This window comes from Saccharopolyspora griseoalba (genome assembly GCF_042665275.1).
GTDB classification, from domain to species: Bacteria; Actinomycetota; Actinomycetes; order Mycobacteriales; family Pseudonocardiaceae; genus Saccharopolyspora; species Saccharopolyspora griseoalba.
This window is the reverse complement of sequence record NZ_JBHTCJ010000003.1, coordinates 141,239-162,626: the sequence shown is the minus strand read 5'-3', so window position 1 is coordinate 162,626 and position 21,388 is coordinate 141,239. Positions and strand designations below refer to the sequence as shown.

The window sequence follows — 21,388 nt, the reverse complement described above, 5'->3', positions numbered from 1 at the left end:
CCCGATTCCCCTCGGAGTTTGAGCACGTGCGTGGCCCTTGGCGCGCCGCCGTAGCGCTGGCATTGCACATCGGTTTCTTCCTGGCGTCGGTGATGCTGGTCATCGGCCTGGTGATGATGGCGGGAATGACCTTCCGGCACTCCACGACCACCGGCCTGAAGGTGCTGTTCGCAGCAGTCGTGGTCGGCGCCGTGGTGGCCATCGGCCTGCGGGCCGTGCTGCGCACCCGCGTGCGCGAGCGCGGCGCCCCGCTGGACAGCGTCCAGCAGAAGAACCTGTGGCGGCTGACCGAATCCATCGCCGAATCCACCGATTCGCCGATGCCCGACCAAATCCGCATCACCTCCGAACCGGGCATCGCGATCCGCGAGGACACCGCGCTGCTCGGCCTGCGCACCCGCACCCGCTACCTGGAGATCGGCTTACCGGCGCTGGCCGCGCTCAACTCCGCCGAGCTCAGCGCCGGGATCGCCCGCGCGGTCGGGCGGCTGACCGGCCGCAGCAAGCTCACCGTGCTGGCGCACCGGGCGCTGGCCAGCGTGCGGCGCACCGTCGACGGGCTCACCACCGGCCCGGTGAAGTGGCTGTTCGCCGGCTACGCGCGGGTGTTCACCGCGATCGCGGCGACCACGACCAAGGACCTGGTGCAGGCGGGCGACGCGGCCGCGGTCCGGGTGGCCGGGCGCAAGGTCGCGGTGATGCAGCTGCGCAAGTCGGTGGCCGTCGACCTCGCCTGGCCCGAGTACAGCGAGTCCTACCTGAGCATGGCCGCGGCGATCGGGCACGCGCCGGACGTGCTGCTGGGCTTCCGCAACTTCGTGGAGCACCCGGTGCGCAGGCCCGACCTGGCCGAGCGCGCCAAGCGGACCATCGCCGAGGACCCCGGCGACCCGCCGCTGCGGACGCGCATCGAGGCGATGAAGCGGATGCCCGGCGGCGGGGAGCCCGAGCCCGACGAGCGGCCGGCGTTCGCGCTGCTGCGCAAGCCGCGCAAGACCGTCCCGGAGCTGGAGGACCAGCTGCTGGTCAACGACCTCCAGCAGCGCCTGCCCTGGCCGGAGATCGCCCGGCAGGCGGGTGCCGCGCAGGTCGCCGAGCAGGCGGCGCGGCTGAGCGCGGCGGTGGCCCAGTCCGGGCTGCCGATCGAGCCCTCGATCGCCGGGGTGCTCGCCGCGATCCACCGCGGCCAGGGCCGGGAGCTGGTCAACCCGGTGCTCAACCCGGGCCTGCACCCCTCGCTGATCGACCAGGCAGCCGAGGACACGCTCACCGAGCTGCTGGGCGCGGCCGCGGTCGACGCGCTGATCTGCGCCCGCCGGGCGCACCACGAGCTGGACTGGGGCGGGCCCTCGGTGGTGCGGCTGGCCAACGGCCGCCCGCTGGACCCGGACCGGCTGGTGCGGCCGGCGGTGGCCGATCCGCGGCTGATCCCGGGCCTGCACCGGGTGCTGGTGGACCTGGGCGTGCCGCTGACGCACAGCCGCGAACCCGCCGCCGAGCCCGAGCCCACGCTGGCGGGCATCGTCAGCCCGATCCAGGCCTCGGGCAGCGGTTACGACCTGCTGGTCACCGACCGCGGCCTGCTGCTGCTGCCGAGCTCGGCCACGGCCACCAAGAGGCTGATGGCCGGGGCGCTGGCCAGGTTGCGCGAGGCCGAGCAGGAGCAGCTGGGCGAGCTGGAGGCCACGCCGATCGAGGAGCTGCGCGGCCAGCCCGGAGCGCAGTGGGTGGACAGCCGGGACGTGGCCAGCGCCCGGCTCGACCAGGACCGCACCGGCTGGGTGCTGGAGCTGGACCTCTACCTCGACGAGTACGCGATGTCCACGCTCGACGAGCTGTCGGTGACCGAGACCGGAGGGGTGTCCACGCTGGTGCTGCGCAGCAGCGCCGACGGCGTCGAGCACGGCGCTCCGTACCACGGGCTCGGTGAGCTGATGGGCGCCCGGATGGAGCTGGAGGAGGCCGCGGCGGCCACCGACTGACTGCCCCACTCCCGAGCGATGGCGACGGAGCTTCGTTGACGCGGAGTTACGAAAGATCTAGCCAATGTCCTCCGATAGCGGCTACGGACATGATGTGAACTCAATTACACTAGAAGTCACGTCACGATTGGTTGATCAGCACATCTCCATCATGTCCGTCCCGACACCTTCGCTTGCCAGGTGCGGCGGACTTGCCGAAGGTCCGTGTGCCGTCGGGGGGCGCACGGACACCCAGAGGACCCGCGGGGACGTCTACGGGGAGACGCACCGCGGGTCCTCTGCTGCTCGCGCGGTACCGCTGCGCGGCGGTGCGGGCGGCCAGGCCCCGGCGCGCCACCGCGCGGCGGACCGCTCGCGCGTGCGGGGGACTACCCTTTTCGGCTAGATGTCCGTGCAGGTCGCGCGGCTCCTTCTTGATCGACTGCGCCCCCTGGCGCAGGTCGCGCCGAAGCGTCCGCGATGCTGTACGACAACAGCGCGCACGCGCGCGGGGAGACCGCCGCGCAGCGCTGACCTGACCGCCGACGCAGGGGCGCGACACCTCGAGATGAGCACCGAACCGAACAAGAACCCGCTGGCGCACCTGGTTGCGCTGGCCCGCGACACCATTCCCCCGATGCACCCGGCCGGCAAGCCGTTCGTCCTCGGCGCCGCCGTCGCCACGCTGCTGCTGCGCAGGCTGTGGCGGCCGGCCGGAGCGCTCGGCGCGGTGCTGACCGCCTGGTGCGCGTGGTTCTTCCGCGAGCCCGCCCGCGCCACGCCCGCCCGCGAGGGCCTCGCCGTGGCCCCGGCCGACGGCACCGTCTCGCACGTCGAGTCGGCCGTGCCCCCGCCGGAGCTGGGCCTCGGCGACCAGCCGATGACCCGCATCAGCGCGTTCCTGACCATCTTCGACGTGCACGTCCAGCGGATCCCGATCAGCGGCAAGGTGGACACCCTGGTCTACCGGCCGGGCAAGTTCCTCTCGGCCGACCTGGACAAGGCCAGCGAGGAGAACGAGCGCAACTCCGCGGTCATCCGCGGCGAGGACGGCACCCGCGTCGCGGTGGTGCAGATCGCCGGGCTGGTGGCCCGGCGGATCGTCTGCGAGATCGGCGAGGGCGACCTGGTGCGGGCCGGCAACACCTACGGCCTGATCCGCTTCGGCTCCCGCGTGGACCTCTACGTGCCCGCGGAGAGCAAGATCCTCGTCGAGCCCGGTCAGCGGACCATCGGCGGCGAGACCGCCCTGGCGGAACTGCCCCGGCGATGAGCATGCGCACCACGCCCGGCGTCCGGCTGCTGCCCAACGCGATCACGGTCCTGGCCATGTGCGCGGGGCTGTCGGCGGTGCAGTTCGCGCTCGACCAGAACCTGCCGGGGGCGATCGCCGCGGTCGCGACGGCCGCGGTGCTCGACGGGCTGGACGGCCGGATAGCGCGCCTGCTGGACGCGACCTCCAAGATGGGCGCCGAGCTGGACTCGCTGGCCGACGCGATGTCCTTCGGCGTGGCCCCGGCCCTGACCCTCTACGCCTGGCACCTGCAGAACAACCGGCTCGGTTGGGTCATCGCGCTGCTGTTCGCGGTCTGCATGGTGCTGCGGCTGGCCCGGTTCAACACGCTGCTCGACGACGAGGACCAGCCGCCCTTCGCCAAGGAGTTCTTCGTCGGCGTGCCCGCGCCGGCCGCGGGCCTGCTGGCGCTGCTGCCGCTGACGCTCACCGCGCACTTCGGCTACCAGGGCTGGTGGGCCAACCAGGTGCTGGTGATGATCTGGATGGTGCTGGTGGCCGCGCTGGCGGTCAGCCGGGTGCCGACGCTGTCGCTCAAGACCGCCAAGGTGCCGCCGCGCGCGGTCGCGCCGCTGCTGGTGCTGGTGGCCGCGCTGGCCGCGGCGATCATCGTCTTCCCGCTGATCTCGCTGGCGATCGCGATGGTGCTGTACCTGCTGCACGTCCCCTACGCGGTCTACCGCTACCAGTGGCTGGCCAAGCACCCCGAGGCCTGGAGCGCCCCGCCGCGCGAGCGGCGCGCCATCCGGCGGCGCTCCCGCAGGCGGCTCGGGCTGCGCCCGCCGCGCAACATCGCCGGTGCCGCCCGCCGGGTCCGGCTCCCCCGTAGGCCGACCGCCCCCGGCGGCCCGCGCCGCTCCTGGCGACGCCTGGAGCTGCGCCGCAACCGCGAGGACTGAGCCCGCGCAGAACGGGGCGCCCGCGCCGGGCGCCCCGTTCTGCACGTCCGGAGCCGGTTTTGCGCATAGGGTCGGGGCGTGGCTTCGATCGGGTTGACTGCTCGGGTATCGGGTTCGGCGCGGGACTCGCGGCGCGGGGTGGTGCGGCTGCACCCGGAGGTGCTCGACGCGCTGGGGCTGCGCGCGTGGAGCGCGGTGCGGCTCACCGGTGCGCGGGAGACGGTCGCGCTGGCCGCCGCGGCCGACGCGGCCGGACCGGCCGGCGTGGTGCTCGTCGACGACATCGCGCTGATGAACCTGGGCATGACCGAGGGCTCCGAGGTCGTCGTGTCGCCGACCGAGGTCGACGTGGCGCAGCACGTCGCGGTCAGCGGCTCCCGGATGGCCGAGGCGACGGTCTCCCCGGAGACCGTCCGGATGGCCCTGACCGGCAAGGTCTTCACCACCGGCGACACGGTCTCGCTGCTCCCCCAGGACGTCGCCCCCAGCACGGCCACCAACGCCGCCGAGGTCCGGCGCAAGATGTCCACCTCGATCGGGGGCACCTGGACCACCGAGCTCGTCACCATCACCAGCACCACCCCCGACGCCCCCACCACGGTCCACCCCACGACCGCGATCACCTGGCACCGCTCCGACCGCGAAATTCCAGGGAGTTCCACCGGCGAAGTTCGAGGGAGTTCGGCGCCTGCCCCAGGGCCGGGTGACACCGGATCGGGTGGTTCCGAGGCGGAGCCGGTCCTTCGGGTCGACGAACTGGTGGGGAGCCAGGAGAGCGCTCGCCGGTTGGGCGAGTGGTTGCGGCTGGCCTTCGAGCAGCCGGAGCTGCTGCGCCGGCTGGGCGCGGATCCCCGGCTGGGCGTGCTGGTGAGCGGACCGCCGGGGGTCGGGAAGAAGACCCTGGCCCGGGCCGTGGGCGCCGACGTCGGGGCCGAGGTCGTGGAGGTCCCGGCCGCCGGGATCGCGGCGCTGGAGGCGCGGACCGCCGCCGAGCGGCTGCGGGAGGCGATCGGGCGCGCCACCTCCGCACCGGGCGATCGGATACTGCTGCTCACCGACGTCGAGGCGCTGCTGCCGGAGAACGACCCGCCGCCGCTGGCCACCGTCGCGCTGGACGCGATCCGGGAGGCCATCGGGCAGGACCGGCTGGCCGTGGTGGTGACCAGCTCGCGCCCGCAATCGGTGGATCCGCGGCTGCGCGAGCCGGGCGTGGTCGACCGCGAGCTCACCATCGGGCTGCCCGACGACCGGACCCGCGCCGAGCTGCTCACCTCGCTGCTGCGGCACGCACCGCTCGACGACGACGTGCACGTGGACGAGATCGCCGAGCGCACACCGGGTTTCGTGGTCGCCGACCTGCTCGCGCTGTGCCGGGAGGCCGCGGTGGGCGCCGCCCTGCGGCACAGCGAGGACCCGGACGCGGCGCGCATCCGCAGGCAGGACCTCTTCGACGCGCTCACCTCGGTGCGCCCCATCTCGATGTCCACATCGGACAACCTGCAGACCGGCGGCCTGACGCTGGCCGACGTCGGCGACATGGCCGAGGTCAAGCAGGCCCTGACCGAGACCGTGCTGTGGCCGCTGCAGTACCCCGACTCGTTCACCCGCCTGGGCGTGGACCCGCCGCGCGGCGTGCTGCTCTACGGCCCGCCGGGCTGCGGCAAGACGTTCCTGGTCCGCGCGCTCGCCGGCAGCGGCAGGCTCAACGTGCTCACCGTCAAGGGCGCGGAGCTGATGGACAAGTGGGTCGGCGAGTCCGAGCGCGCGGTGCGCGAGCTGTTCCTGCGCGCCCGCGGGGCCGCGCCCGCGCTGGTCTTCCTGGACGAGGTCGACGCGCTCGCCCCGCGGCGCGGCCAGTCGAGCGATTCCGGGGTGGGCGATCGGGTGGTGGCCGCGCTGCTGACCGAGCTCGACGGGGTCGAGCCGATGCGCGAGGTGGTCGTGCTGGCCGCGACCAACCGCCCCGAGCTCATCGACCCCGCCCTGCTGCGACCGGGCCGCCTGGAACGGCTCGTCCAGGTCCCGCCGCCGGACGCCGATGCGCGCCGGGAGATCTTGGCCTCGGCGGCGAAGAACACCCCGCTGGCCGGCGATGTGGACCTGACCTCGCTGGCCGCCGACCTGGAGGGCTACTCGGCGGCCGACTGCGCCGCCCTGGTCCGGGAGGCGGCGCTGACCGCGATGCGCGAGTCGCTCGCGGCCGCGGAGGTCACGGCCGCGCACCTGGCGACGGCCCGCCGGAGCGTGCGGCCCTCGCTGGACCGCGCGCAGCTGGAGGCCCTCGCCGCGTACGCGGAGAACCAGCAGCGCTGACCGAAACTTTCAGGCGCACAGCACCCGTTTGCGGGCGATCATCACCTTGACCCCCGCGTGCCGGAACCGCATCCTTTCTCCGATTTCCCCCGGAGGAGGAGCTGGCAGATGCGACGAGGTGCGTGGCGAAGGTTATTGAAAGTTTCGACGGCGCTGGTGGCTCCCGTGGCGCTGGCGGTGGGCCTGCTGGGCCCCGCCGCCGCGGCCGAGCCGCCCGCCGACGGCGCGGGCTCGGACTCGGGCTCGGGCTACGACGACTCCTACGACGGCTCGCAGATGTGGCTGAACTACGTCCGCGTCGACGACGACGAGCTGCGCGAGCAGTACGCGCGCCGGGCGGGTTCGGTCGTGGTGCAGAACGCCGACGCGAACGAGTCCTACCGGCACACCCCCGACCTGCGGATGGCACCGGGCTCCGACGAGCGCCTGGCCACCTCCACCCTCGGCGCCGCGCGCGACGAGCTCACCCGCGGGCTCAGCGGCCTGCTCGGCGAGGAGGTCCCGGCCCGAGCGGTCCGGGGCTCGCAGGCCCCGGACGGCGCCGTGGTGGTCGGCACCCCGGAGAGCTCGGAGATCGTGCGCGCGCACGCCGGCGACCTCTCCGGCCTGGCCGACGACGGCTACCGGATCCGCACGGTGCGCGACGGCGGGACGGCCTTCACCGTCGTGGCCGCCAAGACCGACATCGGTGCCCTCTACGGCAGCTACGCGCTGCTGCGGCGGATGCAGACGCACGAGTCGATCGCCCACCTCGACGCCGACCGGTCACCGAAGATCGACCGTAGGCACCTCAACTACTGGGAGACCACGCGCCTCTACGCGGGCAACGACGCCGACGGCACCGGCGGGCTCGACGGCGAGAGCGGCGCCATCTTCAACTTCGACGCCACCGGGGCCAGCGCTGACCGCAACCTGCCGGTCGTCCTGGACCGCTACATCGTGATGGCCCGCGCGCTGGCCTCGGTCGGCATCACCGGGATCACCATCAACAACGTCAACGCCGAGGCGAAGTACCTGACCCCGGAGTACGTCGAGCAGGAGGCCGCGCTCGCCGACGCGCTGCGGCCCTACGGCATCCGGCTCGCGCTGTCGATCCGCTACGACGCCCCGACCGACGAGCGCTTCGCCCCGGACACGCTCACCGAGGACCAGCTCGACCCGACCGGCCGCCCCTTCCGCGACTGGTGGAACCGGCACGCCCGCCGGGTCCAGGAGGCCATCCCGGACCTGCAGGGCTTCACGGTCAAGGCGAACTCGGAGGGCGAACCCGGGCCGCAGGACTTCGGGCACGACCACGGCGACGGCGCCAACGGCATCGCCGCCGCCCTCGAACCGCTCGGCATGACGGTGGACTGGCGCACGTTCGTCTACGACCCGGAGGTGGACGACGACCGGCTCAAGCGGGCGTACCTGGAGTTCAACCCGATCGACGACGAAGTCCAGCCCGACGGCACCAGGGGCCGGTTCGCCGACAACGTGTTCCTGCAGACGAAGAACGGCCCGCTGGACTTCCAGGCCCGCGAACCGCTCAACCCGATGTTCGGGCGGATGGAGAACACCAAGCAGGCCATGGAACTGCAGATCACCCAGGAGTACACCGGCCAGAGCACGATGCTGGACTACCTCGCCCCGATGTGGCAGGAGGTCCTGCGCACCGACACCCGCGCCACCGACGTCCCGCCGGGCGAGCGGCTGGCGGGCGACATCGTGGACGGCAGCGCCTACGGCGGCAGGGAATCCGCGATCGTCGGCGTGGCCAACCTGGGCAACGCGGACAACCTGACCGGGCACCACTTCGCCCAGTCCAACCTGTTCGCCTTCGGCAGGCTGGCCTGGGACTGGGAGCAGGACGCGCGCGACATCGCCGCCGACTGGACCCGGATGACCTGGAGCAACGACGAGCACGTCGTGAACACCGTCGTGCGGATGATGATGGGCTCCAACGAGGCCCTGGTGGACTACCAGACCCCGCTGGGCGTGGCGCACCAGTTCACCGCCGACCAGCACTACGACCCGAACCCGTCGCAGTTCGTGCAGAAGGACGACTGGAGCCCGCGCTACTACAACAAGGCCGACACCGCCGGGCTGGGCTACGACCGCTCCCCCTCCGGCAGCGACTTCACCTCGCAGTACTTCCCCGCGCTGGCCCAGCGCTACGGCACCCTGGAGAGCACCCCGGAGGAGCTGCTGATGTGGTTCCACCACGTGCCGTGGGATCACGCGATGGACAACGGGAAACCGTTCTGGCGGGAGCTGGTGCACCGGTACCAGCGCGGCGTGCAGTACGTGACCTGGATGCGCGAGGCCTGGGCCGGGCTCGAACCGCACCTGGACGCCCGCCGGTTCCAGGAGGTCTCGGCCAAGCTCGCCGAGCACGAGGCGGACGCGGCCAACTGGCGGGACACCTGCGTGGCGTACTGGCAGGAGTTCAGCGACCGGCCGATCCCGACCGACGACGGGCTGACCTCGGCGTCCATCACCGTCGGCGGCACCACGTTCGACGGCTTCGACCTGTCCCAGGACTCCTACCGGATCCCCGTCGCCGCGGGCGGCTCGCCGGAGATCACCGAGGTGCGCACCGCCGATCCGCGAGCGCGGGCCGAGATCGTCTCGCAGGCCGGCGAGGTCCCGGGCACCGCGGTGGTCAAGGTCCGCTCCGCGGCGCCCTACGGCCCGGTGGTGAAGAACTACCGGTTCGAGATGGTGCCGGACACGACGCTGCGGAGCCTGTCGGTCAACGGCAAGCCCCTGGAGTCCTTCGACCCGAACCGGCTCGACTACGACGCCGTGCTGCCCACCGGCAGCGAATCGGCCGCTGTGGACGCCGTGGCGGCGGACCCGGCTGCGACCGTCCACATCGAACAAGCCCGGGGCGCGACCGGAACCGCTGAGGTCGTGGTGTCCAACCAGGACACCAGAACCACCTACGAGGTGCAGCTGTCCACCGCGATCGACGGCAGCGACGAGTTCACCGGCGGCGCGCTCGGCGAGCGGTGGAACTGGGTCCGCGAGGACGCCGCGAACTGGCGGCTCGGCGGAGGCGCCCTCTCGATCACCTCCCAGCGGGGTGACCTGCGAGGCGGCACCAACACGGCGAAGAACCTCGCGCTGCAGGAGGTCAACGGCGACTGGTCGGCCGAGACCGCGGTGCGCCTCTCCCGCCCGGTCGAGCAGGAGAACGAGCAGGCCGGACTGCTCGCCTACGCCGACGACGACAACTACGTCGAGCTCGCCTGGGAGATGGCCGATGCCGGAGCGGAGATCGACCAGCGGCGGCTCGTGCTGCTGAGCGAGCGCGACGGCGAGGTCAGCACGCAGGAGATCACCGGGGCCAACGCGCAGCGGCTGCTCGACGGCGGCGTGCTGTGGCTGCGCCTGACCAAGTCCGGTGACGCCTACCGGGCGTACTACTCCACCGACGGCGAGACCTACCGGTTCTTCGGCCCGGCGAGGATGGACCGGGATCCCACCGGGGCGGGGCTGACGGCCTTCAACCGGGCGGGCGAGTCGACGGACCTCACGGCCTCGTTCGACCACTTCCGCGTCCGCAGCGAAGGGGAGGAGGTCCCGGCCGCCTGAGGGACCGCGGCCGCGACGGGAACGGCCCGCAGCGCTCCGCGGAGCGCTGCGGGCCGTTCCGGCTCACTTCACCTTGCTCGGCCCCTGGTAGTCGTTGGTGATGATCGCGATGATGCCGTCTCCGGAGCGCTCGATCTCCGGGAAGCGCGGCTTGGCCTCCGCGCCGAAGTAGGCGGCGACCTCCTCGGCCAGCTTCTCCTCGGAGGTGCCCGGCCGGTAGTAGAAGGTCGTGGTCGGCACCGTGGTCCGCGCGTAGTTGCCGACCTCCGGCACCTCGTACCCGGAGCGCTTGAAGTCCTCGGCCGCGCGGTGCGCCAGCCCGCTGATGGTGCTGTTGTTGAACACCCGCACCACGATCTTCTGGTCCGGCCGATCCGGGGCCTGCTCCGACGTCGTCGGCGGGCGCTGCGAAGTCGTCGGCGGCTCGGCGCTGGAGGTGCGCGGCGGGGGCGTCACCTCCGGCGGGGGCGGCGGCGCGAGAACCGAGGTCTCCGGCGGGGTCTGCGCGGGCGGCGGCTGCACCTGCGACGTCTTCGGCGGCGCGGCGGCCGAAGGACTCTCGTCCTCGGACAGCAGCGTCACCGTGCCGAACCCGGCGGCGACCACGCCGACTCCGATCAGCCCGAAGCCGAGCAGCTTGGCCCGGCTGGGCCCGCCGGACGGTTCCCCAACACTCATCAGTGCAACTCGATTCCCAGTCGTTGGGCGGCCCGCGCCCGTTGCCGTGCCGCCCTGGCCTTGCGCAATCTCTTGATCAGCATAGGGTCCGCCCGCAGCGCGGCCGGAGAGTCCAGCAGGGTGTTGAGCAACTGGTAGTAGCGCGACGCCGACATGTCGAACAGTTCCCGGATGGCCGCGTCCTTCTTGCCGGAGCGCTTCCACCACTGCGCCTCGAAGGCGAGGATCCCGCGCTCCCGATCGGTGAGCTCGCGGTCGGTGACCGGCTCCGGCGCGGGGCGCGGCTCCGGCGGCGATTCGACGACCGGCTGGACCGGCTGGGTGACCGGCTCGGCCAGGCGCAGCCGCCTGCGGTCCGGAGCCTGCCGGTGCTGCGCGCGCGCCAGTTGCTCGCACTGACGAGCGATCTCCTGCGCGGTCAGCATCTGCGCGGCGTCCATAAGCTCCTCGCGCGGTCGCCGGAATCACACGACTGTCATTCCGCCCCAATTACACCATGCCCGGGCTCGTCCGGTGAGCCGATCACGACACGACGGCGCGGACAAGTACCCGCCGTTCCCCCGCCCGGGGAACCGATAAAGTCCCCCGCATGGCTGTTCACCCCATCCGCGTGTACGGGGACCCCGTGCTGCACCACCCGACCCGCCGGGTCGAGGAGTTCGACGACCAGCTCAAGGCGCTCGTCGAGGACATGTTCGAGACCATGGCGGCGGCCAACGGGGTGGGGCTGGCGGCCAACCAGATCGGCGTCGACCTGCGGCTTTTCGTCTACGACTGCCCGGACGACGAGGGGGTCCAGCACCGCGGCCTGGTGGTCAACCCGGAGCTGACCACCTCGGACGTCCCGGAGACCATGCCGGACCCGGACGAGGACCAGGAGGGCTGCCTGTCGGTTCCCGGCGAGTCCTACCCGACCGGACGCGCGAGCTGGGCCAAGGTCACCGGGTCGGATGCGGACGGCAACCCGGTCGAGGTCGAGGGCACCGGCTTCTTCGCCCGCTGCCTGCAGCACGAGACCGATCACCTGGACGGCTACGTCTACCTCGATCGGCTGATCGGTCGGAACACCCGCGCCGCGAAGAAGATGATCAAGCGCAACGGCTGGGGCGCGCCCGGGCTGAGCTGGGACCCCGCCACCGAGGGCGACCCCTTCGGCGACTGATGAAGTCGCGCTCGGTGCTGCCATCCGGATGACGCGGGGTTGGCAGCACCGCGCGCCGGCCGTAGGGTCTGCGTCGCAAACCACAAATCCGCGGGAGCTCGCACCGGAAGCGGGCTGAGAGGGCGGCTGGAGATCAGCGGGGCCGCCGACCGCAGAACCTGACCGGATAATGCCGGCGTAGGGAGTGAACGGCCGTGGCCGACGTGCGTCCGAATCCGTCCGGGATCACCACCGGAGCGATCAACGGATCTCGAAAAGTCTTCAGCAGCACCGAATCCGGGCTGCACGTGCCGTTCCGCCGCATCGAGCTGACCAACGGTGAGCACCTCGACGTCTACGACACCTCGGGGCCTTACACCGACGAGACCGCCACCATCGACGTGCACGGCGGGCTGCCTCGAACGCGAGCGGGATGGACCGACGGACGGGACCACCGGACCCAGCTGAGCTGGGCGAAGGCGGGTGCGATCACCCGCGAGATGGAGTTCATCGCCGAGCGCGAGGGCGTGCCGGCCGAGCTGGTGCGCGACGAGGTCGCCGCCGGCCGCGCGGTGATCCCGGCCAACCGGTGCCACCCGGAGAGCGAGCCGATGATCATCGGCAAGAACTTCCTGGTCAAGGTCAACGCCAACATCGGCAACTCCGCGGTGACCTCCTCGGTCGAGGAGGAGGTGGAGAAGATGGTGTGGGCGACCCGCTGGGGCGCCGACACCGTGATGGACCTGTCCACCGGCAAGCGCATCCACGAGACCCGCGAGCGCATCCTGCGCAACTCGCCGGTGCCGATCGGCACCGTGCCGATCTACCAGGCGCTGGAGAAGGTCGACGGCGATCCGGCCTCGCTGACCTGGGAGATCTACCGGGACACCGTGATCGAGCAGTGCGAGCAGGGCGTGGACTACATGACCGTGCACGCCGGCGTGCTGCTGCGCTACGTGCCGCTGACCGCGCAGCGGGTCACCGGCATCGTCTCCCGCGGCGGCTCGATCATGGCCGCCTGGTGTCTGGCGCACCACCAGGAGAGCTTCCTGTACACCCACTTCAGCGAGCTCTGCGAGATCCTGCGGGACTACGACGTGACGTTCTCGCTGGGCGACGGCCTGCGCCCCGGCTCGATCGCCGACGCCAACGACCGCGCGCAGTTCGCCGAGCTGGAGACCCTCGGCGAGCTCACGCACATCGCCCGCGAGCACGACGTGCAGGTGATGATCGAAGGCCCCGGGCACGTGCCGATGCACAAGATCGCCGAGAACGTGCGGCTGGAGGAGGAGCTGTGCGGGGAGGCGCCCTTCTACACGCTCGGGCCGCTGACCACCGACATCGCCCCGGCCTACGACCACATCACCTCGGGCATCGGCGCGGCGATGATCGCCCAGGCCGGCACCGCGATGCTCTGCTACGTCACGCCCAAGGAGCACCTGGGCCTGCCCAACCGGGACGACGTCAAGACCGGCGTGATCACCTACAAGATCGCCGCGCACGCCGCCGACCTGGCCAAGGGCCACCCGCGCGCGCAGGAGCGCGACGACGCGCTCTCCACCGCGCGCTTCGAGTTCCGCTGGACCGACCAGTTCAACCTGTCGCTGGACCCGGACACCGCCAAGGAGTTCCACGACGAGACGCTGCCGGCCGAACCGGCCAAGACCGCGCACTTCTGCTCCATGTGCGGGCCGAAGTTCTGCTCGATGAAGATCACCCAGGACGTCCGCAAGTTCGCCGAGGAACGCGGGCTGACCAGCGTTGAAGCCATCGAGGAGGGCATGCGGGAGAAGTCCGAGGAGTTCACCCGCACCGGCGGCGAGGTCTACCTGCCGATCGCGGCCGACAACTGATCCGGCGCTGGGGCGGCTCCACCCGGAGTCGCCCCAGCGGCCTCAGAAGGCGCGGTCACCTCCTGCGTCGTTGTCGTCTCGCACAGCAATCACCACCTCTGGCGATCTTGCGATCTTCCTGGTCACGAGCGCATCCGGAAACGTTCGAGCCGTCGGCAGCTGGGCAATTCCGGCGCATCGGCGGCACGTAGCATCGTGGGAATGCACGACAAGACCGCTCCGCCCACCGCGCTGACCATCGCCGGGTCGGACTCCGGCGGGAGCGCCGGGATGCACGCCGACCTGCGCACCTTCTTCGCCTGCGGGGTGCACGGCACGACCGCCGTGACCGCGGTGACCGTGCAGAACACCGTCGGCGTGACCGGGCTGGTGGAGATCCCGCCGGAGACGGTCGCCGCGCAGGTCGAGGCGGTGGCCTCGGACATCGGCGTGGACGCCGCCAAGACCGGCGTGCTGGCCTCGGCGGCCACCATCGACGCGGTGCTGGAGGTCTGCGACCGGCACGGCATCGGGCGCGGCGGGCGGTCGCCCTTCGTGGTGGACCCGGTGGCCGCCTCCCGCAGCGGGGAGCCGCTGCTGCGCGAGGACGCCCTGGACGCGCTGCGGCACCGCGCCTTCCCGCGCGCCACGCTGGCCACCCCGAACCTCGACGAGGTGCGGCTGCTGACCGGTCTCGACGCGCGCAGCCGCGGCGACCTGCTGGACGCGGCCAAGGCGATCCACGACTTCGGGCCGCAGTGGGTGCTGATCAAGAGCGGCCACCTGCCGGACGATCCCGAGTGCGTGGACCTGCTCTTCGACGGCGAGACGGCGCTGGAGCTGCCGGGGCCGCGCTACTCCACCGAGCACACCCACGGCGCGGGCGACGTGTTCGCCTCGGCGATCACCTCGGCGCTGGCCAAGGGGGCGTCGGTGCCGGACGCGGTCCGCGCGGGCAAGCGGTTCGTCACCCGCAGCGTCGCGGACGCCTACCCGCTGGGCGCCGGCGTGGGACCGGTATCGACCTTCTGGCGGATCAGTCCCCGCTCGTACTAGTGATCGTTGCCGCCTGATGGGGTGATCGTCATCCGGTTCCTGTAACCCAATCGGTGTGGTTCATCGACAAAGAAGCGGAGAGGCGCGTAAGCCCCAGGGCGTTGGGGCGCGGGCTGCGTGCGAGCGATGACAGGGGTTTGAAGCGGCGTGGTCAATTCGGTGCGGACTTGGGTCCGGGGATGGCTCACCAACGAGGCGGGCGTGCCCGATCCCCGGCAGCGGCAGTACGCCGTGCTGGTGCTGATCACGGTCGTCGCGGGCACTGTGCTCGGCTGGTTCTTCGAGCTGCAGGCCCCGGCGCTGATCGCGGGGCTCACCGCCGTGCTCGCGCTGACCGCCACCAGCGGCCAGTCGTTGCAGTCCGACCTGCACCGGTTCGCCTGGTTCGGCCCCGCCGTGGTGCTGATCATGGCGATCGGGCCGGTGCTCACCGAGGTCCCGGTGCTGGCGGGCGCCGCGGTGGCCCTGGTGGTGTTCGGCACCGGCATGCTGCCCGCGCTCGGCGAGCACTACCGGATCGGCGGGCAGATCTTCGCCGCCGCGACGCTGGTGTCCACCACGACCGGCATCGGCATCCGCGAACCGTTCCCGGTGCTGCTGGCCGCGGCCGTGCTCGGCGGGCTGCTCGCGCTGGCGCTGCGGATGCTGATGGGGCTGTCCGACCCGGGCCGCGCCACCCGGCACGCGGTGGCGGGCACGCTGCTGCGCCCCGGGCCCGGGGTGCTCGAGTCGGCCGCCGCGGCATGGCGCGCCGACGGCTCGGCCACCTGGCTCGGCGAGGTGCTGGCGGGTGCCGCTCGATTCCGCGCGGCGCGGGAGACGCTGCTGGCCCAGGCCCAGCAGAGCGACCGCATGGAGGCCGAGCGGCTGCGCGCGATCGTCGCCGAGGCCGACGCCGTGGCCGGCGAGCTGGCCCGCGCGGTGCGGGCCCGCGCCTGCACCGGCCTGCCGATGATCGCCCGGCGCGACCCGGCCGAGGCGGTCCTGGCCCGGGGCGGCCGGCAGGACCTGCCGGACGCCGCGCGGGGCCTCAACCAGGGCTTGGAGCGCATCCGCGCCTCGGTGGTGCGCCGCGACGAGACCTCGGTGCCCCCGCCCGCCGAGGGCCAGCGCAAGGAGCGGCTGCTCGCGGCGGTGCGCGCGCACCTGTCGTTCCGCTCCTCGCTGTTCCGGCACGCGCTGCGCTGCACCCTGGCGGTCACCGTGGGCATGGTGATCGTGCTGCTGCTGCGCGACCCGTCGGCTTCGAGCCTGCTGCTCGGGCTCTACGTGGTGCTGGCCCCCGCGGCGCGGGACAGCATGACCGGCGCCCTGGAGCGCACCGGCGGCGCGGTGCTCGGCGTGACCGCGCTGGCCCTGCTGATCAGCCTGGTCCCGTTCACCTACCTGCTGATCCCGGTGGTGGTCGCCGGGATGCTGCTGAACATGCCGAAGCTGCGCGCGGAGTTCCAGGTCGTGCTGAGCTGCCTGATCGTGGTCACCGTGGTCGACCAGGCGCTGGTGCTGGACCGCCCGCTGGTCAACGTGGGCATCAGCTTCGCGGCGAACACCGCGGTGGGCGCGGCGATCGCGCTGTTCGTGGGCTACGTGAGCTACCTGGTGCTGCCCAGCAGCATCCTGCCCGACGTGCGCGGCGCGGTGCGCTCCACGGTGTGGGCGGTCTCCGAGCTGCTGCGCAGCGTGCGGGCCTCCGGCCAGGGCGCCGACCTGCCGAAGGCGCTGCAGGCGGCCAACGTCCTCGCGCTGCGCCGCACGCAGGACCTGCTGGGCATGCCCGCGCTGCTGGACGGCACCGGCGAGGAGACCGACGACGACCGCGCCACCCGCAGCGCCGCGATCGCGCTGGACTCGCTGCGCCAGGACGTGGCCACCCTGGCCTTCCGCCCCACCGAGGAGCGGGAGGTGGCCGTCCCGGCGCTGCGCGCGGTGGACGACCTGCTCGGCGGCAAGCCCACGGCCAAGATCCCGGACGTGCCCACCGGCAGCGCGGTGGCCTCGGAGCTGCTGGCCAGCTCCCTGGTGGAGAACGCGCTGCACGCCCGCCAGGCCATCGACCAGGCATTCGGCCTGACCAACCCGTGGAAGAGCTACACCATCACGTTCCTGCGCCCGGAACGCCTGCACATCCGCTGACGCGCGGGTCGTGCGCTCTTTTCATCAGAAGAAGTCCCCCCGAGCACTTCGCGCTCGGCGGGACTCCTGATGAAAAAGTGCTTCCGCCGCCGAAGCGTTCAGCCCATCGGCCTGCCGGGGCTGGAGGCCTGGGCCCAGTAGCGCTGCGGGATCCGGCCCGCCTGGGACGCGAGCCGGCCCGCCTCGACCGCGGAGCGCATCGCCAGGGCCATCCGCTCCGGGTCCTGCGCCCTGGTGACCGCGGTGGCCAGCAGGACCGCGGAGCAGCCGAGCTCCATGGCCTGCGCGGCGTCCGACGCGGTGCCGATCCCGGCGTCGAGGATGATCGGCACCGAAGCTCGGGAGACGATCATCTCGATGTTGTGCGGGTTGCGGATGCCCAGGCCGGTGCCGATCGGCGAGCCCAGCGGCATCACCGCCGCGCAGCCGACCTCCTCCAGCTTGAGCGCCAGAGCGGGGTCGTCGTTGGTGTAGGCGAGCACGACGAAGCCCTGGTCGACCAGCTGCTCGGCGGCGTCGAGCAGCTCCACCGGATCGGGCAGCAGGGTGTCCTCGTCGGCGACGACCTCCAGCTTGATCCAGTTGGTCTCCAGCGCCTCGCGGGCCAGCTGGGCGGTCAGCACCGCCTCGGCCGCGGTGCGGCAGCCCGCGGTGTTCGGCAGCGGCTCGATGCCGTGCCTGCGCAGCAGGTCGAACACGCCCGTGCCGCCCTCCGCGTCGACGCGGCGCATGGCCACCGTCGTCAGCTCGGTACCGGAGGCCAGCAGCGCGCGCTCCAGGATCGAGAGGTTCGCGGCCCCTCCGGTCCCGGTGATCAGGCGGGAGCCGAACTTCCGGTCGGCGATCACCAGTGGGTCGTCCATGCTCATCCTCCTTGGACCGCGGTGAGGACCTCGATCGTGGCGCCGGGTTCGAGGGCGGTGTCCGGCCAGGACGCGCGCGGCACGACCGCGCCGTCGACGGCCACCGCGACCCCGCGTTCCGCGACGCCGAAGTCGTCCAGCACCGACGCCAGCGTGGCGTCGGCACCGACCTCCTTGGCGTCGCCGTTGATGACGACGTTCACTGCTGTCCTCCGAATCGACTCGGATCGGTTGCCTTGATCAGCGCGTCCGGTTCCTCGCCGCGCAGCATCGCGAGCACGGCGCGCACCGTGACCGGGGTGAGCAGGAAGCCTCCGCGGTGGTGGCCGGTCGCGGCCAGCACCCCCGGTTCCAGCTCGCCGATGATCGGCAGGTTGTCCTCGGTGCTCGGGCGCAGGCCCGCGGTTGCTTCGACCAGCTCGTACTCGGCGATGCCCGGCATCACGGTCTCGGCGTCGCCGAGCAAATCGCGCACGCCGCCGACGGTGACCTCGGTGTCGAAGCCGACCTCGTGCTGGGTGGCGCCGAGGACCAGTCCGCCGTCCGCGCGCGGCACCAGGTAGGTCGGGCGGCCGTGCACCGGGCCGCGCACGGTGCGCACCGGCGGCGGCAGCGCGGTGCCGCGCCTGCGCAGCCGCAGGATCTCGCCCTTGACCGGGCGGATGCGCTCGGCCAGCGCGGGGTGCAGCGTCCCGGAGCGCGCACCGGCGGAGATGATCGCGAGATCGCACTCCACCGCCGAATCGGCGAGGTCCACCGCACCCGGGCGGACGCGGGTGGCCGCCTCCGCGACGAACTCCGCTCCGGCCGCGGCGGCCGCGGCCCGCAGCGCTTCCAGGGCGACGCGGTTGTCCACCGCGAGGTCGCCGGGCACGTCCAGACCGCCGCGCACGGCGGGCCCCAGCGAGGGTTCGAGCTTGCGGAGCTCGCGGCCGGTCAGCCGGGTCACGCTGCGGCCCAGGTCGGCCAGGTGACCGGCGACGCCGTCGAGCTCCCCGCGATCGGCGGTGTCCACGCCGATCATCAGCGTGCCCTCGCGGCGCAGGCCGGACTCCCGGCCCGCGGCGCGCGCCAGCTCGTCGGCGAACTCCGGCCAGAGCTCCAGCGACGCCGAGCCCAGCTCCAGCAGCTCCTCCTCGCCGGGCCAGGCCTCGGCCAGCGGTGCGAGCATCCCGCCCGCCACGTGCGAGGCGCCCGATGCCGGTGCGGGGTCGATCAGCCGCACCCGGTACCCGGCCGCGGCCGCCTTCCAGGCGATGGAAAGGCCGATCACTCCGCCGCCCACGACGGCGACGTGCTCGATTCGCTGCAACAACACTCCACGCTCCCTGCGCCGGCATGACCCGGTTCAGGTTCGACGGTCGGGGCCTCGTGCCCCCTCTCAGCCCGGTAGCCGGGCTCCCGTGCTCACCGCCCACCACGGTACCCCGCCGCAGATCACCCGTCATCGACCAGCCCGTCCCAGCAGAACCCGGAACCTCCATCGCGCAACCCAACACGCCGCCACCCCCATCCCCCGATCCACCGAACCTCCGAATTCCCTCGAATTCGACCGGCGGAATGGAAGGCAATTCGGGGGACGGAATCACCTCCCATTCCGCCCGCGGGGTGGTGGGCGTTGGGAGGGAAGGATGCGGGTGGGGCGGCTAGGGTTGGGGCATGCCTGGAATGGACGGGGTTGGGATCCGGAGCCGGCTCAACGAGGCGCGGCTGTACCTGTGCACCGATGCGCGCTCGGAGCGCGGTGATCTGGCGGAGTTCGCCGACGCCGCGCTCGCCGGCGGGGTGGACATCATCCAGCTGCGGGACAAGGGCCCGAGCGGAGCTCCCCTGGAGGCCCGGCACGAGCTGGCCGCCCTGGAGGTGCTGGCCGACGCCTGCGTCCGGCACGGCGCGCTGCTGGCGGTCAACGACCGGGCCGACGTGGCGCTGGCCGCGGAGGCCGACGTGCTGCACCTCGGCCAGGACGACCTGCCGGTCGAGCACGCGCGCCGGGTGATCGGCGAGGAGGTCGTGGTCGGCCGCTCGACGCACGACGTGGCGCAGGCCGACTCCGCCGCGACCGAACCGCGCGTGGACTACTTCTGCACCGGCCCGACCTGGACCACCCCCACCAAGCCGGGCCGGGAGGCCGCGGGGCTGGACCTGGTGCGGCACGCCGCCGAGCACGGCGGGCACGGCCGCCCGTGGTTCGCCATCGGCGGCATCGACGCGACCAACCTCGACGAGGTCGTGGCGGCGGGCGCCGAGCGCATCGTGGTCGTCCGGGCCATCACCGAAGCCGAGGACCCGCGCGCGGCCGCCGCCGCGCTGCGCGAGCGCCTGAGCTGATCGCGGACGCGGAGCGGCCCCCGGAAGCGAGTTCCGGGGGCCGCTCGCGTCGCACCGCTCTCGACGCCCGGGGCGGCCGGAGGCCGCTACCCGGCGGGACGAGCGCGGAGATCGGTCATTGGGTGACGAGGTTGACGCCGTAGGCGCTGAGGGCCTCGTTGACCGGCTGGAAGTAGGTGGTGCCGCCGCGGGTGCAGTCGCCGGAGCCACCGGAGGTCATGCCCTGGGCCTGGTCGCCCGAGATGAACGAGCCGCCGGAGTCGCCGGGCTCGGCGCAGACGTCGGTCTGGGTCAGGCCCGAGACGGTGCCCTCGGCGTAGCGCACGGTCTGGTTCTTGGCCTGCACCGTGCCGCAGTGCCAGCCGGTGGTCGAACCGGAGCGGCAGATGGACGCCCCGACCGCGGCCTCGGAGGAACCGGAGACCGCCTGCTGCCCGCCGTCGTAGGTGTTGACGTAGGGCTGCGGGCTGTCGTCCGAGCCGGTCTCGATGTAGGAGTAGTCGTCGCCGGGGAAGGACGAGCCGGCGAAGGTGCCGCTCGGGTTGGAGGTGCTCGACCCGGTCTGTCCGCAGTGTCCCGCGCTGACGAAGCCGCCGTCGACGGAGAAGCCGACGGAGCAGCGAGCGCTGTTGTCGATGGTGTAGGCGTTGCCGCCGACGACGTCCATGAAGGTCCGCGGTTGCGCGGCCGATTCGACGACCTCGATCGCGGCGGCGTCGCCGGAGGTCCTGGCGAACTCGGTCGCCTCGGCGACCCCGCCCGGCTTGACGGTCATGACCACCGAGTTCTGCTGCGGGTCGACGTACCAGCCGGTCACCGCGCCGGGGGCCTGCCGCTGCGCGGCGTTGAGCGCCGCCACCGCGCCGTCGAGCCGGTCCTCGCTGAAGGCGACCTGCTCGATCCGGGCACCCGCGGCGCGGACCGCGTCGGCCCGGGCCGCATCGGTCACGCCGACCACGAGCTCACCGGTGGCCTGGTCGATGTAGGAGCCGCCGTAGGCCCCCGCGAGCTTGTCCTCCAGCGCCCGCGCGGTGCGGGACGCCGCGGTGTCCCGGGCGATCCTCGCCTGCGCCTGCCCGGCGGTCAGGCCGAGGTCGCGCTGCATGGCGGCCAGCATGGTGCCCGAGGGTTCCTGGGCCTGCTGGGTGGCGCCTGCCGGCATGGTCAAGGCCGCGACCGTGCCCGCGGTGGCGAGCACGGTTCCGGCGATTCGAGCCGCGAGTCTGCTTGTCATCTGGCATCTCCCTAAAGAAGTGACCTGATCTCTCTAGGCCCCGTCGCCGATCCAGTATCGGAACCCCTTTGGGA

General features: G+C 72.6%; 16 protein-coding genes and 1 riboswitch. Of the genes, 10 read left to right on the top strand and 6 right to left on the bottom strand.

Annotation, left to right across the window (positions count from 1 at the left end; all coding sequences use genetic code 11):
- The first annotated feature begins 26 nt into the window (after positions 1-26).
- The 5 genes from ACFQRI_RS07260 (at position 27) to ACFQRI_RS07240 (ending at position 10,046) form a co-directional block, all read left to right on the top strand.
- Entirely contained in the window at positions 27-1,982 is a 1,956-nt protein-coding gene (locus ACFQRI_RS07260) for a M48 family metalloprotease (protein WP_380665833.1), read from the top strand.
- A gap of 547 nt (positions 1,983-2,529) precedes the next feature.
- Entirely contained in the window at positions 2,530-3,234 is a 705-nt protein-coding gene (locus ACFQRI_RS07255) for a phosphatidylserine decarboxylase (RefSeq protein WP_380665831.1), read from the top strand.
- Positions 3,231-4,154: a CDP-diacylglycerol--serine O-phosphatidyltransferase gene (pssA, locus tag ACFQRI_RS07250; RefSeq protein ID WP_380665829.1), complete on the top strand. Its 924-nt coding sequence runs from the start codon at positions 3,231-3,233 to the stop codon at positions 4,152-4,154. The genes ACFQRI_RS07255 and pssA overlap by 4 nt, the downstream gene beginning before the upstream one ends.
- Before the next feature lie 78 nt (positions 4,155-4,232).
- The gene (locus ACFQRI_RS07245) at positions 4,233-6,467 is read left to right on the top strand and encodes an AAA family ATPase (protein ID WP_380665827.1); all 2,235 of its coding nucleotides are present in this window, start codon (positions 4,233-4,235) and stop codon (positions 6,465-6,467) included.
- Positions 6,468-6,623: 156 nt separating this feature from the next.
- On the top strand, positions 6,624-10,046 hold the full coding sequence (locus ACFQRI_RS07240; protein WP_380665825.1) for an alpha-glucuronidase family glycosyl hydrolase: 3,423 nt from the start codon (positions 6,624-6,626) through the stop codon (positions 10,044-10,046).
- Between the two features lie 63 nt (positions 10,047-10,109).
- Here ACFQRI_RS07240 and ACFQRI_RS07235 read toward each other — a convergent pair whose 3' ends face one another.
- Complete coding sequence (locus ACFQRI_RS07235; protein WP_380665823.1) at positions 10,110-10,724, bottom strand: LytR C-terminal domain-containing protein; 615 nt, start codon at positions 10,722-10,724, stop codon at positions 10,110-10,112.
- Positions 10,724-11,068, bottom strand: a complete 345-nt coding sequence (locus ACFQRI_RS07230) for a DUF3263 domain-containing protein (RefSeq protein WP_380666419.1) — start codon at positions 11,066-11,068, stop codon at positions 10,724-10,726. The genes ACFQRI_RS07235 and ACFQRI_RS07230 overlap by 1 nt, the downstream gene beginning before the upstream one ends.
- Before the next feature lie 245 nt (positions 11,069-11,313).
- Between ACFQRI_RS07230 and ACFQRI_RS07225 the strand changes: the two genes are divergently transcribed.
- The 4 genes from ACFQRI_RS07225 (at position 11,314) to ACFQRI_RS07210 (ending at position 16,886) form a co-directional block, all read left to right on the top strand.
- Positions 11,314-11,886, top strand: coding sequence for a peptide deformylase (locus tag ACFQRI_RS07225; protein WP_380665821.1), 573 nt, complete (start codon positions 11,314-11,316; stop codon positions 11,884-11,886).
- A 194-nt stretch (positions 11,887-12,080) separates the two neighbouring features.
- Positions 12,081-13,718, top strand: a complete 1,638-nt coding sequence (thiC, locus tag ACFQRI_RS07220) for a phosphomethylpyrimidine synthase ThiC (RefSeq protein ID WP_380665819.1) — start codon at positions 12,081-12,083, stop codon at positions 13,716-13,718.
- A gap of 201 nt (positions 13,719-13,919) precedes the next feature.
- The gene (thiD, locus tag ACFQRI_RS07215; protein WP_380665816.1) at positions 13,920-14,753 is read left to right on the top strand and encodes a bifunctional hydroxymethylpyrimidine kinase/phosphomethylpyrimidine kinase; all 834 of its coding nucleotides are present in this window, start codon (positions 13,920-13,922) and stop codon (positions 14,751-14,753) included.
- A gap of 159 nt (positions 14,754-14,912) precedes the next feature.
- The gene (locus tag ACFQRI_RS07210; protein ID WP_380665814.1) at positions 14,913-16,886 is read left to right on the top strand and encodes an FUSC family protein; all 1,974 of its coding nucleotides are present in this window, start codon (positions 14,913-14,915) and stop codon (positions 16,884-16,886) included.
- A 98-nt stretch (positions 16,887-16,984) separates the two neighbouring features.
- On the opposite strand, the gene thiG is transcribed toward ACFQRI_RS07210, so the two are convergent.
- From thiG to thiO, 3 genes are all read right to left on the bottom strand, one after another.
- A complete protein-coding gene (gene thiG, locus ACFQRI_RS07205; RefSeq protein ID WP_380665812.1) occupies positions 16,985-17,749 on the bottom strand; it encodes a thiazole synthase in 765 nt (254 codons plus the stop codon).
- 2 nt (positions 17,750-17,751) lie between these two features.
- Complete coding sequence (thiS, locus tag ACFQRI_RS07200) at positions 17,752-17,952, bottom strand: sulfur carrier protein ThiS (protein WP_380665810.1); 201 nt, start codon at positions 17,950-17,952, stop codon at positions 17,752-17,754.
- Positions 17,949-19,061 carry a glycine oxidase ThiO gene (thiO, locus tag ACFQRI_RS07195; protein ID WP_380666417.1) on the bottom strand — a complete coding sequence of 371 codons (1,113 nt, stop codon included), beginning with the start codon at positions 19,059-19,061 and terminating at the stop codon, positions 17,949-17,951. The genes thiS and thiO overlap by 4 nt, the downstream gene beginning before the upstream one ends.
- Positions 19,058-19,164, bottom strand: a riboswitch (TPP riboswitch). Its footprint overlaps the gene before it by 4 nt.
- A gap of 244 nt (positions 19,165-19,408) precedes the next feature.
- On the opposite strand from thiO, the gene thiE reads away from it, so the two are divergent.
- The gene (thiE, locus tag ACFQRI_RS07190; protein ID WP_380665808.1) at positions 19,409-20,080 is read left to right on the top strand and encodes a thiamine phosphate synthase; all 672 of its coding nucleotides are present in this window, start codon (positions 19,409-19,411) and stop codon (positions 20,078-20,080) included.
- Positions 20,081-20,195: 115 nt separating this feature from the next.
- Here the strand turns inward: thiE and ACFQRI_RS07185 are convergent, their stop codons facing one another.
- Positions 20,196-21,314 carry a S1 family peptidase gene (locus tag ACFQRI_RS07185; RefSeq protein ID WP_380665806.1) on the bottom strand — a complete coding sequence of 373 codons (1,119 nt, stop codon included), beginning with the start codon at positions 21,312-21,314 and terminating at the stop codon, positions 20,196-20,198.
- Positions 21,315-21,388: the final 74 nt, after the last annotated feature.